Here is a 14,275-nt window from a genome sequence, read left to right on the forward strand (position 1 = left end):
ATCGATCGCGCATAATACATAAGCTGGGGCGGGTTTTTGAGATTGTCGGTTTTTGGCAAATATTGTTGGTGAACCCGCCCCTACAGGAATCATGGTCAATCGACTGGACATGATATTACTTAACAAACTTACCGCAGCGGGACAAAGTTATAGCCAGTGCTTCCTCCTTGTTTAACTTGCACTAAAATCGGCTTCCCAGCCCGATCGCCCGTGGGCAAAAACTTCACATCCTCGCTCGATCCTGCTGTTGAAAAACTCCGATTTCTGAGTGCTTGTTGCAACCCTTCCCGCGTATTGCTTTGCCGCAAGCCAGCGATGACAGCTTGAGTCGCGTCAAAACTCGTTGCTGTTCGCCAATTCACAATGCCTCCCCAACGCTGGCGGGCATTTTCTGGGAAACGGCTACCGGGATTAGTTTCAGGATGCCAGGGAACGGGCAAAACAATCCCGTCAACGTCTTTTTGTCCGTCTTTTAAAGTTTGAAAGGTGTAGAGCGTAGTGCTGCCGTAGAGTGGCAATTTGCCTCGATTGATGCGAGCCAGAGAAATGGCACGGTCAATGCGATCGATGTGGGGCGCTACCATCAATCCTTGTGCACCTTTGCTGACAGCATCGGCGATCGCACTTTCGGGATTAAAAGAGGGTAAATAAAAGTCGCAAACAGTGGGAACTAATTTGCCACCAGCAGCAGTAAGAGATGCCACAAATTCATCTTTAAATGATATGTTATCCGGTGCTTGGGAATCATAACAAACCGCAATATTAGTTTTGGCTGCTGTTTTCACTCCATATTCTGCTAAGGGAGCTGCCATTAAGCTAATATTGGGTACTGTCCGAAAGATGTAGCTGCCAAATCCTGATAGATTATTGGCAAAGCTCGTCTGGCGCTCCGGGTGCGATCGTTGCCGATGTAGATGTAGATGTAGGTCTATTTTAATTTTTGGCATTCAATAAACCGGGAAGGAACTTGTAGGCGCCCAACCAAATTAAGCCGATGGCAATAATAAAAATAATGGGGGGCGGGCTGTTGTTTTTGTTAGTATCTTGATACAGAATTTTTTCTATTTATTTTGATACTGTAATTATTCATTCAACTAATGTTCACGTCAATTCATATAATTCATTAATTAAGTTCATAAAAGTCATACAGCACTTTCCAGGTAAGTGAAGTACAGAGAAACCGGGTTTCTTGAATCAAACCGGTTTCTGGCGAGAAATCCACAAGAAACCCGGTTTCTGGGGTGTACTTTATAAACCTGGAATCCGCTGTATTTGTAATAGCTGTTGCAAGAAGTGCGATCGCCCTTATTCAAATCCGGCCCGCTAAACTAACGAGAATAGGAGAATTATCAACAATATTCCTGGAGGCGCGGGTGTTCAGAAACCGGGTTTTTTGCGAGAATACTTGGTTACAACTCACATCTTGCACCATTCTCGCTTAACAGGCTTTCCGGCCTGTTCCACAAGAGATAAATTTTCTTGTGGAACAAGCCGGAAAGCCTGTTCATAAAAAGATTATTGAGAATGCTGCAATATCTCAGTTACAACCCGCAGATTCTGTAAAAACCCGGTTTCTTTGATTGTGATGCGTAACTCCCGTTGATATTAACCACCGCCACCGTCACCGGCACTAATCGTGAATATCATGCAGGACTTACCCACTCCGACCAAAGAAACCGGGTTTTTTACGAAAAGACGCGTTAGATCGCAGATTAGGTCAAAAAACCCGGTTTCTGACCCCCATTCGTCCAGGAATAACAATAAATTTAGCGTTGAAGTACCGCGCTTAACAAAGTTAAAACCGTGCAACCAAACACGGCTTCAAATGTATATCTTCGCGAAGGTTTATAAGGGTAAGAATTCCAAACGCGCAATTCTCCATTAAAGCCGCGCGACGCTAAACTCAACGAAACTTGACGGTAGTTTTCCAAAGTTCGCTGAAGCAATTGCCCGATTAAAATGCTTAAACTCTGCATTCCCCGCTTCCAAGTGCGGTAGCCACAGCGCGAGTTTTGTGCTATCCAAAGTTCATGGGCGATCGCCAATAAGCTAAAAATAAACCGATACATTAGTAATAGCAGTTCTGTGACTAACTCTGGACAGCGTAATTGTCTGAGAATCTGCAAGATTTCGGTAAATGGAACCGTCAAGAGAATGAAATACATACAACTTGTCGATGCGAAGGCGCGGGCAAACAGCAAGCTCACTTGGTATATTCCAGTGCGGCTCACATACAGATAAAAAGTGCCGATGCTAATGCCCCAACCTTGCCAAATATCCCACTGAATTTCCTGAATTTGACTTAACTCAACCGCACCCAGCGCCAAAGCAGGCAAACTTGTCAGCAAAAACATCAACGGTAGCGACAGCAACCGCAAATACAGTTTCGCCGGAATACCCGCATAGATGACGATCCAGACGGTTAACCAAAAGCTGATCGACAATTGGACGATCGCCCCAGAAACGAGAGACAGAATTAAAAGGGCGATCGCAAAGGATAACTTGTGAGATGGCGGCAACCCCCGCAAGCGATTTGTATAAGCCAGACTATCAATCTGATGGTTCATTCTGACGGCTATTCATCATCAGATTTTTGTCGCTGCGATCGCCCCTTGTACAGCCCGATCGCATATCCAATTACGCCAGCCCCCAGCGCCGCTTGAGTCGCAAACAGCAAACTTTCAATTTCTCCGCTAGCAGGCTCAAAAAAATGGTTAAACCAAGGTTGATAGTCAGGTTGAATTTCCGCAATCGCTTTCTGTGCTTCCCCATCCGATCCGCCGTATTCACCCCGGACAAAAACTAGGGGAATAACGGCAAGCGCGATAACAGCAATTACCAACATCCAATTTTGTTGTGAAGTAGCTTGCTGATTTCTTGTGTTTTTTTGACTCACGGCTTATGACTCCTGTCTCAATAATTTCAAAGTTTCCAACTCCGGCTTCCCGTAAGAATGCAGCCAATTCCAGACCAATAGAGTCAGCAATCCTTCACTAATCGCCAGGGGTACTTGAGTGATAGCAAAGATGCCAGCCAACTTGAGAAACGAAGCCATAAAACCGCCAATTGCTGCCGGAAAAGCTAACGCTAATTGAATCGAAGTCGTCACATAAGCCAGTAAATTTGCTAAAGCCGCCGCACAAAAAATTGCCGCCCGTTGCCTGCCAGTTCGCATCAGCAATTGATAGATAAAATAGGCAGCGAAAGGGCCGACGATCGCCATCGAAAACATATTCGCTCCCAGCGTTGTCAGCCCGCCGTGAGCTAACAGTAACGTTTGAAACAGCAGAACTAAAGCCCCCAGTACAGCCATCACCGAAGGGCCGAACAAAATTGCACCCAAACCGGTACCCGTCGGGTGAGAACAACTGCCCGTTACCGAGGGAATTTTTAAAGCAGAAAGCACAAAAGTAAACGCACCCGCCAAAGCAAGCAATAATTTAAGTTCCGGGTGTTCTTTTGTAATACGAGTAATCGATCGCAAACCTACTGCAAAAAAAGGCAACGCCACCATCCACCAAAACGCCGCCCATTGCACCGGCAAAAAACCTTCCGAAATGTGCATAGCTGCGGCGGGCGTTGCCGAACCCAGGACAATATAACAACTCAAGCCAGCCATCAATCCCAAGCTGACCAATTTCCGATTTCTGGCCTTCACGCTGAACCTCGCAGATGAGACTATGTAAACTAACACATCGGCGGGCATCCTGACTCAGAAAGCGACAAAACTCTCATTACAGTTGCGGGACAGCGCCGGACTTGCACCGAACTTTCCCCGTTTCCTCTAACGGCTGCTCCCCATTAGAACCGACTGGTTACACATAGTTTAGTCGATCGCGTAAGTCTCAGCAAATCTTTTACAAAAATTACTTCAGATTAACTAAGGAATGAGAATTAAATAACTTCCACTCTTGAAAGTGGGATGGGCTCTTATAGCCCGTCATGAGTGGACGGGCGGGACACCCATCCCACAATCACAATTAAAATTGTAAGTTATTTAATTCGCGTTCCTAAGTCAAAATTACCTCTCATCTTCTCTTCCTTCGCGTCTTCGCGGTTCGTTCCATAAATACTATTGCCCAACAAATCAACGGTATAATATTAGTGAGTTTTGAGGAAAGCCGCCATGTTAGATTACAAATTTCCGAGGCACTGGCCCTCAGCCGATGAACTACCAGACTCAGATGAAACTCCTGTGGATAACGAACTGCAAGAACTAATACCAGGGTTGTTAAAAGCAATATTGCTCATACTTTGGGCAGAACGCATGGACTGGTTTTTTGGCATAGATATGGGTATTTATCATCACCCTGACGAACCGCCCATTGTCCCCGATGCTTTCTTAAGTTTAGGAGTAGAACGATTTTACGACGAAGAATTGCGCCCCAGTTACGTGCTGTGGGATGAAAATGTTCTGCCTACTTTTGTGCTGGAAGTTGTTTCCCCAACTTATCGCAAGGAATACAGCACAAAATTAGACACTTATCAAGCTTTAGGCGTACTTTATTACGTCATTTATTCTTCCCGCCGCCGCCGTAAACCTCATTTGGAAGTACACAAGTTAGTCAATGGGAAGTACGAGTTACAGCCAGAACATCCAGTTTGGATGCCTGAAATTGGTTTGGGGATTGGTTGTGAAAGGGGAAGTTATTCTGGGGTGACAAGAGAGTGGTTGTATTGGTATGATGCCGATGGAAAACGTTATCTGACACCTGAAGAACAGGTGAAAGAATCAGCGCAGCGCGCCCAACAGGAATCCCAGCGCGCCGATCGACTGGCTCAGCGATTGCGGGAGTTGGGGATAGATCCTGATAATCTGGGCTGATGGCAATCAAGAGTACCTCAGTGTTGTACTCTAGACGCTCACAAACCGGGTTTTGCAACGCCCGATCGATCGTCCTCAAAGGAGGATTTTCTGGAAAAAACCCGGTTTCTGCCTCCAGAAATGTGTGAATATTATCGCAAAAATCAGGAAGTATCTAGCTAGATTTGGGAAAAACAGAAAGTTGGACGGCAAACATTGAGATGCAGCTCGAAAACATGAAAATCAACAGAGGTTATTAAATAATGGTCATGAATCTGCGTTCTTACGATATCATCTGTTTTGGTGATGAAGTTCCAGGAGTTCTAGCTGTTATCTCTGCCTCCAGAGAATATCTTCGCCGAACAAAGCGTTATCCGCGAATTCTACTGATGTCTAAAGGAAGCTTGCAAGAAGGAATTGGCGGGCATTTGGTAAGAGGCGGTCTTGCTTATTTAGATAGAAGTCAGATTAGTGAAGAACTTCAAAAATCTTTAAAGTTAGATACCTTTGGTTCACCAGCGACAATCTATAAAGAATTCTTACAAAAATCCGGTGTCACCGCAATTGCACTTGACCCCCGCAAAGCCAGTGCAGCCCTGAAAGAAATGCTGGTAAAAGCTGGGGCCGATCTCCTGAGCAAAGTAGAAATTAAATCAGTCAGTAAAGAAGGTCAAAAAATTGTCAGTATAACCACCTCTCAAGGCGTAGTTTATGCCGGCAAGCAATTTATTGATGCCACTGTCAATGCCGAATTAGCTCAAGCTGCCGGTGTGAGAAAGCTGAAGGGATTTGAAACATTTGGTCTGCCTAATTCAGAACTTCCAGTCACCCTCGTTTTTGAAACCCAAGGACTCAGTGCAAGAGCACTGAAAGAATTCGATTATATTTATCTAAAACGCTTTACCAACCTGGCCGATGCAGAGAGTCAAAAATTTTTGCTGTACGCCGCAGGCAAGGATGCCAAACTAGCAGAAGAGCTGCGGCGGGAAATGAGGGACACTCAAGGCAATCTCAAAACTCTGTGGGCGGGTAACGATTACATCGATGTTCGCGCGCCGGCTCTGTCTGTAGCTTACCACTCATTTAGAGGAAGAAAACTATCTTTTTCTGAAACTGGCATAATTTTAGATGAGGGAAATATAGCAATACTTCCAAATGACCGACTTTCGTGGAATGCGCTTTTATTTGCAGTCACAGCCAGCGAAGCCGAAGCCTTAGCTAGAAGCGGGAGCAAACCCACGGCTAATATGCAAAGAGAGATGTTATTTATTACAACTTGGCTGAGGAGTTTGGGGGCTACTTCTGTTACTTATGCCTCAGAACTTTATATCAGACACGCTGGCAATGTGACGGGAGTTGTAGAACCTTTAACTGGCGCACAAATGCTGTTAGGTGGCGTACCTGCTAATGAAGCCCTGGCAACATTTAGCTATCATTTTGATGTACGGGGAGGCATCCAGGGTATTGGCGAGAAAGCAAACAGTCTAGGATGGTTTAAAAGTCTGAGTTTTAAACAGCCTATCTTTAATATTGGCATCCGCCACGCATTAATTAAAAACGTTCCTAACTTGGCAGTAGTCAGTCCGTGTTCGGGATTTGAAGGGTTAGCCTGTTCTGTCGGCAGAATAGTTGAATTCAACGCTGCAGTTGGTCAAGGTGTGGGTATCGCTGCGGTTAATGCCATTCTAAATAACAAAAATCTAGCCGATGTATCTAACCAAGAAGTGAGACAAGTTCTCGCCCAAACAGGCCAGTTACCTAAAATTTTTGGAACTCCCAATAGTGGTGAGGCAATGCTATTGGCGCAATTCGAGACTCTTGTCACTTCGGATGCTATTGCATAATCTCAATCCCGGTTGCACTCCTCATGATTATTGATTGTTGACTAAGCTGTTGTGGCATTTAAATTGTATGTCAAAAAATAATCAAACTTTTTTGGGGTGTCCCACCCGCCGTGAATATACAATTTAAATGCTCAACTGTATTAGCCTACTCGCTAACAACAAATCCTTACTTCTTCTGCGGGCACTTTGGATGAATCCCCCCCTGCAAACAAATGTAAGCAATTTGACTTTTATCTAAATTCTTAGCCTCCGCAAAATCAACTCCTAGGAATCTACCTGATTTACTACCAGTCGTGGGATTTTGAATAAATTGCTCCGAAGCTGCTTTCCCCAGAAACACCGCGCCTTTAAAATCCGCTCCCGCTAAATTCGCGCCCCGAAAATCAACCGAACTCACCTCTGCATTCCGAAAATTGGCATCTTGCAACCGAGCATCTTTTAAATTCACGTTGGCGAGTTTAGTCGAAGTCAAATTGGCATTTTGTAAGTTTGCGCCGCTCAAATCAGCACCGGATAAATCAGCACCTTGCCATTCCGATTTAGACAAATTTGTCAAGGACAACTGAGCGCCTTGAGCCTTAACTTTGCCCAAACGTGCACCGGACAAATCCGCTCGCGACAAATTCGCGCTTCCTATATCGGCTCCGGTAAAACGGGCATTTTTTAACATTGCTTCCTGTAAATTGGCTCCAATTAAAATAGCACTGCTGAAATTAGCTGAATTCAAATTGCCGTTTGACAAATTAGCTTTGTTCATGACAGCGCGCACAAAATTAGTCCCGTTCATTACAGCACTGTTCAAAGACGCCCCGGTCAAATTTACTCCTTCCAAATTAGCGCCGCTCAAGTCAGAAATCCAATCGTCAAATGTACCCGGACGCCTGTCTTCGCCGGTGCCGTAAAAGCGAGATCCCTGCAAGCTGGCATTGGTTAAATTGGCATTTCTCAACTTAATTCCCGACAAGTCAACTTTGTTTAAAACTAAAGTAAACTGAGATGGGCCGGCAGGACTTTGAGCTAAATCCGTGCGGCTGAGATCGACACCGTTGAGTTGGCTGCTATACACTGTGAGAATTTTGCCGATCGCCCTTTGTACTGTTCGCTGGCGGGCGGCCGCTAACTCGCGTTCCGGGGCCTTGCCGTCAAACCGCAGGGAATCGAGGTCGTTGCTGAGGGCTTGGTTCAACCGCTGCAAGTCAGGCAAAGCTTTCGGCCCGCTACTGACTAAAGCTTGCTGGATCGCGTCCAGCATGGCCCGGTTGTCTTCTTGAGCTAGCAAATCCGATAGCAGGGGTAGGGCGCGGGAGTCTTCCACCGCCCCCAAAGCCAAAATTGCCGATCGCCTGCCCGATGCCCCGCTAGCCGATGTGGGAGACAATTTGCTGACTAAAGCCACAAATAATTCGTCGTTCCGCTGCCGGGAATCCCGCATATTTGCTTGACTTTGAGTGTAGATGAGAGTGCCGACAAACAAAGTTAAAATCAATCCCGCGCTGCCGACGGTAACTATTACTAAAGTTGTGCCTGGGTGTTGGCGCATCCAATTCCACAAACTGGCATTTACTTTCAGGCCGCTTGGTGGAGTCACAACCAAAGCCGCAATCTGCGCGTCTTCCTCAGTCCAATCTTGAGTCTTGACAGGATTGGCAGACAGTTGATGGGATCGAGCGTTGACGACCAAAGTATTGGCGAGGCGATCGTGTCCCGTTTGCCGTTTGTAGCGCCATGCAAAAGCCCCGTCTGCGAGCACTGCCAAGCCGCTGAGCCCCCCTAAAATCAGCAAATCAGGAAACGCTCCCGTCAAGCGCCAAATGCCGTAAGCGACGCCCAGAGGCACTCCCCAGCGCCCCAAACTTTCGCGAATTAGCACTTGCCCAAAACCCGGAGGAGTACCCGACGCTGTGACAACTTTGACGCCGAACCAGCGTTTGGGGATAGTTTGACCGGTTCTGGCGAGCAAAAACAGTTGCCACCCCGCTAAAACTGCCGGTGCCAGCAGCGCCCCCGACCAGAATAGATTAGTTAGGGGTGCTACTCTGGGGCTGCGATCGCGCACGGGTATGCCCAAGGTACGGGCGACGGTTTCGGATGCTGCTGCTACTGAGGAATTGAGCGGTACGGTTTGAGATTCCTGGTTGACTAATGCCCCGATACTGAAGGGAACGAGGGCGCTGGCCGCAATTAACGAAATTTCCACAGCCCAAGCGCCGCACCTGCGAACCAGCAGTGGCATTTGCTTGGATTGTGTTTGCCAAGACGGATCGGGTTGATTGATGCCGCTGGGCGCGGTGGGGTTAGCCATATTTAGAAATTCCTATTATTTGTCGTTAGTATTTGAGGACTGGGGGGAAATTGCCAATTTATACGCTATGTAGATTAGCACTCCGAGAACGGCAAGAGTCATCAGCGCTGAAATTAGCTGTACGACGCTATTGAAGACTGTCAGGACAATTATCGCTCCGACGGCAAAGGCTGCCACCTGCCCAGGTTTGGGGAGTCTTTGAAACTTGTCCAGTAATTGATTGTAGAAGGTTCCGACGGCTTGATAGCTGTCTGGATTTTGTGTGATGAGTCGCGATCGTTCTACTTTAGCTTTTAGTTCTCCGAACGCTTGCTGCCAATTGAAGTTATTTTGAGGATTCATAAAAAAATTCGGAAGTTATTTTAGATTAATGTGTTTGGAACTGCCATTATCCCCTACCGTCAAAGAACTATAACCAAATGCCATTGTGTGAGGAAACATGAAGATAAATTATCCGGGCGATCGCGGCAAACTGTGGTTTAGCTCGATCGTGACCGTAGCCTTGGCAATGATTTTAGCGGATGCGGGTGCCCTTCGGAGCCAACCGCTACAAATTGCTCCGGGATTTCCCGAACCGCTGGGAGTTTCTGGAGTTTCCGGCGGCCCGAACAATAGTGGCGACTGCGGTTTTGTCTCCCAAGGGCCGAACCACGTCATTGAAGTAACGCAGGATTTGCCTTACTGGCGGATTGCAGTACAAACCGCTGGAGCTCCGAGTTTGATGATTCAAGGGCCGAGGGGGCGTTTCTGCGTGCTGCCGGCGAATGCTGCTGCGGGGAATGTAGAATTTTCCGGTTATGGGGACAAGGGGACTTATGTTATTTTTGTGGGCGATCGAGCTCAAGGTCAACACCCTTACTCTCTCTCTATTTCCCAAAAGCGAAATTAAAAATAAAACGGAATTAGGACGCTTGCTGTGAGAAAATTGCTTTTTGGCGATCGTAAATAAGCCGGATTCCTTACAGCAAGTCCGTGGAAGACCGATTTCATATCAATTTTGTATTTGGTCTCTAACCCACTTGCGAAACAATCTGAGAGTTTGACTCGTGCCCACTGTTTGGCTTTGTTCGCAATATTGAGAAATAGCTTCAATAATTGGCAGATTTGGAAAAGTCGGACTAATTTCCGATTCAACATATTTCCCATCTTGAAGCACATTAATCTGAAGCTTTTTATTTTCATAGCGCCATATTTCAGGTACTCCCAAAGCTTCGTAAGCATCGAGTTGAGTTTTGGAAGTTATATCCACTTCAATAGCTAAGTCAGGCGGCGGATCGATAGTTAAGTCTATCCGCTTTTTGCCAATCATTAGAGCATAATTCTGAATGTAAAAGCAATTGTCAGGTTCAATTCCTTGTAACATACTTTTTCGCTGAAAAGTCGTCGAACCAAAACATTCTCGATCGATTTCAAGTTTTTCGAGTAATATTTTCACCATATCGCCAATGATTTCCTTATTGAATTCATGTTCTGGTAGTGGCATCCTAATCTCCAAAGTTCCTTGACTGTAAGCTATTCTAGAGCCACGGTGTTCTCCCAACTCTTCTAAAATTGCTTCAAATTCCTGCCAGTTGACATCATTTAACAGCACTCTCTGTCCAGGTGGTACAATGATTTGCCTTAATTGCAGCGTTACCATTTCAACCTCCGATTTATTTAAATTATAGAGCTAAAAACCTGCTCAACAGTCAGATTAAGTTCCCCGAAGGCAGACGAAATAATCGTATCGCCCTCTCGGAACTGGCTAACCTGGTATTCCCCCTCTACCAACTGGTAAATCGAGACAGTAGGTTGTTTGGGATTGCCGATGAACCGCCGACCACCCAAGGCAGCATAGTCAACAACCCAGTATTCCGGGATACCCAATCTTTCATACTCAGCCACTTTTACCAGGTAATCATCTTGCCAGTTAGTGCTAACTACTTCGACAACAAGCTTAACAGAGCTACCTTGAGAAATAACTGATGATTTTTTCCAGAGTGGCTCTGACATTAAGGCTGGTTTGTCTAAGACTATAATATCCGGCTGGTAGCCCGTGGTCGTTTCGGGAGGTCTGACAAAATAAGTTGAAGGTGTTACATAAGGAAGATTTAAACGGTCAATTTCTACGTTAATTTTACGAAGCAGAAAACCTGTAACTTCCTCATGGTCTCCATTTGGGTTCATCTCAACTATTACTCCATTGCGTAGCTCGAAACGTCCTTTTCCATCTGGATACCATTCTAAAAAGTCTTCAAATGTTATAGATTTGATTATGGTTTGAATCATGAAAAATTCTCCGTTCATATAGCCATCAATAGTTCGTAGTGAGGACTTGAGTCCTCGAATAGAGTCAACAAGGACTCAAGTCCTTACTACAAACAATTTTTTTAAGGGGAATTAACAGAACATGATATCACATATTAATTAGGTAGGTGTAATAAGGGCAGCTAGAAACCCGACTTCTTCAAAAAGTCGGGGTTCTGGGTGTGATGTTTAAATTTTTTGCTGCGTGTACAGTTCCTTAAACTTGCGCTGCTGCTCGTTGTGATCTACGATCGGAGAGGGATAATGAAGAAGTCGGCGTTCTAAAGACGAAATATTTCCTGTTAGCAAAAATTTAGTATCAACGCGACGCAATTCGGGAACCCAGTGCCGAATATATTCCCCTTCCGGGTCGAATTTCTGAGCTTGACTCGCCGGATTAAATATTCGCAAAGGTTTCGGGTCCATGCCGCTAGATGCACTCCACTGCCAGCCGCCGTTATTAGCAGAAAGGTCGGCATCTATCAATTTTTGCATGAAGTATTTTTCACCCCACTGCCAGTTAATAATTAAATCTTTGGTGAGGAAACTGGCGACTATCATGCGACAGCGATTGTGCATCCAACCTGTCTGATTTAACTGCCGCATTGCTGCATCGATAATAGGATAGCCTGTTTTGCCTTTACACCAAGCTTGAAAGAGTTTTTCATTGTTCTCCCAAGGAAAGTCTTTGAATGCTTGACGGTAGGGGCCGTCTGCTAATTCTGGGAAGTTATACATGGCGTGTTGGTAAAATTCTCGCCACGCTATTTCCTGTTGCCAAGTACGGATGCTTGTAGACGCTTCTTCGCTGCTGCAAGTGTCCATTACTATTTGGGTAGCTTGCCAAACAGTGCGGATGCCAATTGCACCAAATTTGAGGGCTGCGCTGAGTTTGGATGTGCCGTTAATGGCGGGAAAATTGCGCTGTCCTTGATATTTGTAAATTGCCCGATCGCAAAATTCTTCTAATTTTTTTTGCGCTGCATCTTCTCCTGGTTCTATTACTAATGGGTTTTCCCAAATAAATCCTAAACTAGAGGCAGTTGGCACTGTTTCCCTTGCACCTGCTTGGTTGGCGATTGCTTGTTCTTCGGCGGTTAATCCGGTCATTAATTCCAGATAAGTTATCGGCAGTGTCTCTACTGGTTGGGCTTTTCGTTGACTGTTCCATTTTTTCCAAAATGGTGTATAAACTGTGTAGGGAGTCCCTGTAGCGCTGCGAATTTCATCTGGGGCGTGCAGGAGTTGATCCCAGAAATTTTGAACTTGAATTCCTGCTTGTTGGAGGGCGTTTGAGACGGCCAGATCGCGCTGTTTGGCGTAGGGTTCTACATCCCAGTTCCAAAATACTGCTTGGGCATTTATAGCTGTTGCTAATCTCGGTATTCCTAGGATCGGGTCATCTTGAATTATCAGCAATTGGCTGCCTGCTTCCCTGTAACGCGAGGAGAGTTTTTGCAAGCAGCCGATCATGTAGGTGACTCTGGCTGGGGCTACGTCATCGCGATTTAGGATATTGCGATCGAGACAAAAAATTCCGACTACTTTCGGGCTTTGCTGGCGCGCTGCTGCCAGTCCGATGTTGTCAGAAATACGCAAGTCGCGGCGGTGCCAAAATAAAATTAGATTGGATATATCAGACATTCGATTTTAGATTTTAGATTTTAGATTTTAGATTTTACAGTTCTGGACACAAGCGGGTTCAAAAACCCGGTTTCTAAGTTAATATTTATCGGTTGGACGCACGATTTTTATAAGAAACCGGGTTTTTCCGTCAGTCAGATTTACATCAAAAAGGGACGTGCCAAGAAAAAGCTAGAAATAGATTTTGCATCAATGGGTTCCCCAGCTAAGATAGCTTTTTCTAATTCTTCAGGGGTGAATAGAACTGTTTCAATGTCTTCGTCATCATCTTGTGCTGGCGGCTGTTCCAGTTTTTCCAAATCTTGGGCTAAGAAAGCATAAATGATTTCGTCGGAATAACCGGGGGCGAGAAAAAATTGCCCTAATTTCTGCCATTTTCCGGCGCGATATCCGGTTTCTTCTTCGATTTCTCGTTTGATAGTTTCGGCGGGATTTTCATTGATTTCTACTGTACCTGCGGGAAATTCTAAAATTCGCCCTTTTGTGGCAAAGCGATATTGGCGTACCAAGACGAGTTTACCTTCGGGTGTGACGGGAACTGCAAGTGCTCCGCCTGGGTGGCGAATACATTCCCACTCGCCTTCGGAACCGTTGGGAAGACGGAGGGTGGCTACGTCAAAGTTGAATTTGCGCCCTTGGTAAAATAGGCGTTGTTTGAGGAGTTGGGGTAGTTCTTGACCGATCGACATAAGCGACAAGCGAATAATGTTAGGGTGCACCGATTTAAGACATCATAGGCGATCTAATACGATTTTAGATTTTAGATTTTAGATTTTAGATTGGGAATGACTGATGACTATCACAGTTGGCAGCTTAGCTACGGTTGCATTTTTTTTGAAACTGGTACGATCGGTGAATTGTACTCACTTTTTACAGTTACAATTTTTGCACTCCCGAACAGTCTGCGGTTTGCAGGAGTTGGACGATCGCACTTTTCGTCACCGGATGCACCCAATCCGGGGCAATTTCTGCTAAAGGTACTAATACAAAAGCTCTTTCGGTCATCCGGGGATGAGGTAGAGTCAGTGTGGGAGTTTCTAGGATTAAATTGTCGTACAGCAGCAAATCTAGGTCGAGGGTTCTTGGCCCCCATTTTTCTCGGCGAATTCGATTAAATTTTATTTCAATTTCTAATAATTTTGCTAGTAATTGTTCGGGTTCTAGTGCAACTTCTAGGATGGCACAGGCATTGATGTAATCGGGTTGGGGCGGCCCGACGGGGGCGGTTTGATACCAGCTTGAATGGGATTTTACTGCTATTCCTGGGGTGTTGTTTAGGGTTACGATCGCGCTAGAGAGTGTGGCTAGGGAGTCGCCTAAGTTGCTACCGAGGGCGATCGCACATTTTGTTAGTTTCATAAGGAAGGTTCGGCAACGGATTGTGTAACGGATGTA

The 14,275-nt window shown here is 45.6% G+C and carries 14 protein-coding genes and 1 riboswitch; of the genes, 3 read left to right on the forward strand and 11 right to left on the reverse strand.

Features of this window, described 5'->3' with window-relative positions; translation table 11 throughout:
* Window positions 1-128: 128 nt before the first annotated feature.
* From QT984_RS11250 to QT984_RS11265, 4 genes are all read right to left on the reverse strand, one after another.
* Entirely contained in the window at window positions 129-947 is an 819-nt protein-coding gene (locus QT984_RS11250) for an ABC transporter substrate-binding protein (protein ID WP_333055003.1), read from the reverse strand.
* 819 nt (window positions 948-1,766) lie between these two features.
* Complete coding sequence (gene cbiQ / locus QT984_RS11255) at window positions 1,767-2,567, reverse strand: cobalt ECF transporter T component CbiQ (protein ID WP_333374013.1); 801 nt, start codon at window positions 2,565-2,567, stop codon at window positions 1,767-1,769.
* A gap of 8 nt (window positions 2,568-2,575) precedes the next feature.
* Window positions 2,576-2,896, reverse strand: coding sequence for an energy-coupling factor ABC transporter substrate-binding protein (locus tag QT984_RS11260; RefSeq protein ID WP_333055001.1), 321 nt, complete (start codon window positions 2,894-2,896; stop codon window positions 2,576-2,578).
* A gap of 3 nt (window positions 2,897-2,899) precedes the next feature.
* Window positions 2,900-3,619, reverse strand: coding sequence for an energy-coupling factor ABC transporter permease (locus QT984_RS11265; protein ID WP_333055094.1), 720 nt, complete (start codon window positions 3,617-3,619; stop codon window positions 2,900-2,902).
* A 61-nt stretch (window positions 3,620-3,680) separates the two neighbouring features.
* A riboswitch (cobalamin riboswitch) is annotated at window positions 3,681-3,827 on the reverse strand.
* 299 nt (window positions 3,828-4,126) lie between these two features.
* Between QT984_RS11265 and QT984_RS11270 the strand changes: the two genes are divergently transcribed.
* Both QT984_RS11270 and QT984_RS11275 read left to right on the forward strand, forming a co-directional pair.
* The gene (locus tag QT984_RS11270) at window positions 4,127-4,825 is read left to right on the forward strand and encodes a Uma2 family endonuclease (RefSeq protein WP_333055000.1); all 699 of its coding nucleotides are present in this window, start codon (window positions 4,127-4,129) and stop codon (window positions 4,823-4,825) included.
* A gap of 248 nt (window positions 4,826-5,073) precedes the next feature.
* A complete protein-coding gene (locus tag QT984_RS11275) occupies window positions 5,074-6,648 on the forward strand; it encodes an FAD-dependent oxidoreductase (RefSeq protein WP_333231893.1) in 1,575 nt (524 codons plus the stop codon).
* Window positions 6,649-6,814: 166 nt separating this feature from the next.
* Here QT984_RS11275 and QT984_RS11280 read toward each other — a convergent pair whose 3' ends face one another.
* Complete coding sequence (locus tag QT984_RS11280) at window positions 6,815-8,950, reverse strand: pentapeptide repeat-containing protein (RefSeq protein WP_333054998.1); 2,136 nt, start codon at window positions 8,948-8,950, stop codon at window positions 6,815-6,817.
* Between the two features lie 15 nt (window positions 8,951-8,965).
* Window positions 8,966-9,292, reverse strand: a complete 327-nt coding sequence (locus tag QT984_RS11285; protein WP_333054997.1) for a hypothetical protein — start codon at window positions 9,290-9,292, stop codon at window positions 8,966-8,968.
* Window positions 9,293-9,389: 97 nt separating this feature from the next.
* On the opposite strand from QT984_RS11285, the gene QT984_RS11290 reads away from it, so the two are divergent.
* Complete coding sequence (locus QT984_RS11290; protein ID WP_333054996.1) at window positions 9,390-9,839, forward strand: hypothetical protein; 450 nt, start codon at window positions 9,390-9,392, stop codon at window positions 9,837-9,839.
* Window positions 9,840-9,941: 102 nt separating this feature from the next.
* Here QT984_RS11290 and QT984_RS11295 read toward each other — a convergent pair whose 3' ends face one another.
* The 5 genes from QT984_RS11295 to folK all read right to left on the reverse strand — a co-directional run bounded on the left by QT984_RS11295 (window position 9,942) and on the right by folK (window position 14,239).
* Window positions 9,942-10,589: a Uma2 family endonuclease gene (locus QT984_RS11295; protein WP_333208764.1), complete on the reverse strand. Its 648-nt coding sequence runs from the start codon at window positions 10,587-10,589 to the stop codon at window positions 9,942-9,944.
* 17 nt (window positions 10,590-10,606) lie between these two features.
* A complete protein-coding gene (locus QT984_RS11300) occupies window positions 10,607-11,218 on the reverse strand; it encodes a Uma2 family endonuclease (RefSeq protein WP_333054994.1) in 612 nt (203 codons plus the stop codon).
* 207 nt (window positions 11,219-11,425) lie between these two features.
* On the reverse strand, window positions 11,426-12,871 hold the full coding sequence (locus tag QT984_RS11305; RefSeq protein WP_333055093.1) for an FAD-binding domain-containing protein: 1,446 nt from the start codon (window positions 12,869-12,871) through the stop codon (window positions 11,426-11,428).
* Window positions 12,872-13,020: 149 nt separating this feature from the next.
* Window positions 13,021-13,569 (reverse strand): NUDIX hydrolase, encoded by a 549-nt coding sequence (locus tag QT984_RS11310; protein ID WP_333055091.1) that lies wholly within the window; start codon window positions 13,567-13,569, stop codon window positions 13,021-13,023.
* Window positions 13,570-13,756: 187 nt separating this feature from the next.
* Complete coding sequence (gene folK / locus QT984_RS11315; RefSeq protein ID WP_333054993.1) at window positions 13,757-14,239, reverse strand: 2-amino-4-hydroxy-6-hydroxymethyldihydropteridine diphosphokinase; 483 nt, start codon at window positions 14,237-14,239, stop codon at window positions 13,757-13,759.
* Window positions 14,240-14,275 lie beyond the last annotated feature (36 nt).

Origin of the sequence: Microcoleus sp. Z1_B2 (genome assembly GCF_036700325.1) — a bacterium.
Classification (GTDB): domain Bacteria; phylum Cyanobacteriota; class Cyanobacteriia; order Cyanobacteriales; family Microcoleaceae; genus Microcoleus.

Excerpts from the sequence above, each read along its gene's own strand:
- QT984_RS11250 (WP_333055003.1), bottom strand. The coding sequence starts at position 947 with ATGCCAAAAATTAAAATAGACCTACATCTACATCTACATCGGCAACGA.
- cbiQ (WP_333374013.1), bottom strand. The coding sequence starts at position 2,567 with ATGAACCATCAGATTGATAGTCTGGCTTATACAAATCGCTTGCGGGGG.
- QT984_RS11265 (WP_333055094.1), bottom strand. The coding sequence starts at position 3,619 with ATGGCTGGCTTGAGTTGTTATATTGTCCTGGGTTCGGCAACGCCCGCC.
- QT984_RS11270 (WP_333055000.1), top strand. The coding sequence starts at position 4,127 with ATGTTAGATTACAAATTTCCGAGGCACTGGCCCTCAGCCGATGAACTA.
- QT984_RS11275 (WP_333231893.1), top strand. The coding sequence starts at position 5,074 with ATGAATCTGCGTTCTTACGATATCATCTGTTTTGGTGATGAAGTTCCA.
- QT984_RS11280 (WP_333054998.1), bottom strand. The coding sequence starts at position 8,950 with ATGGCTAACCCCACCGCGCCCAGCGGCATCAATCAACCCGATCCGTCT.
- QT984_RS11285 (WP_333054997.1), bottom strand. The coding sequence starts at position 9,292 with ATGAATCCTCAAAATAACTTCAATTGGCAGCAAGCGTTCGGAGAACTA.
- QT984_RS11290 (WP_333054996.1), top strand. The coding sequence starts at position 9,390 with ATGAAGATAAATTATCCGGGCGATCGCGGCAAACTGTGGTTTAGCTCG.
- QT984_RS11295 (WP_333208764.1), bottom strand. The coding sequence starts at position 10,589 with ATGGTAACGCTGCAATTAAGGCAAATCATTGTACCACCTGGACAGAGA.
- QT984_RS11300 (WP_333054994.1), bottom strand. The coding sequence starts at position 11,218 with ATGATTCAAACCATAATCAAATCTATAACATTTGAAGACTTTTTAGAA.
- QT984_RS11310 (WP_333055091.1), bottom strand. The coding sequence starts at position 13,569 with ATGTCGATCGGTCAAGAACTACCCCAACTCCTCAAACAACGCCTATTT.
- folK (WP_333054993.1), bottom strand. The coding sequence starts at position 14,239 with ATGAAACTAACAAAATGTGCGATCGCCCTCGGTAGCAACTTAGGCGAC.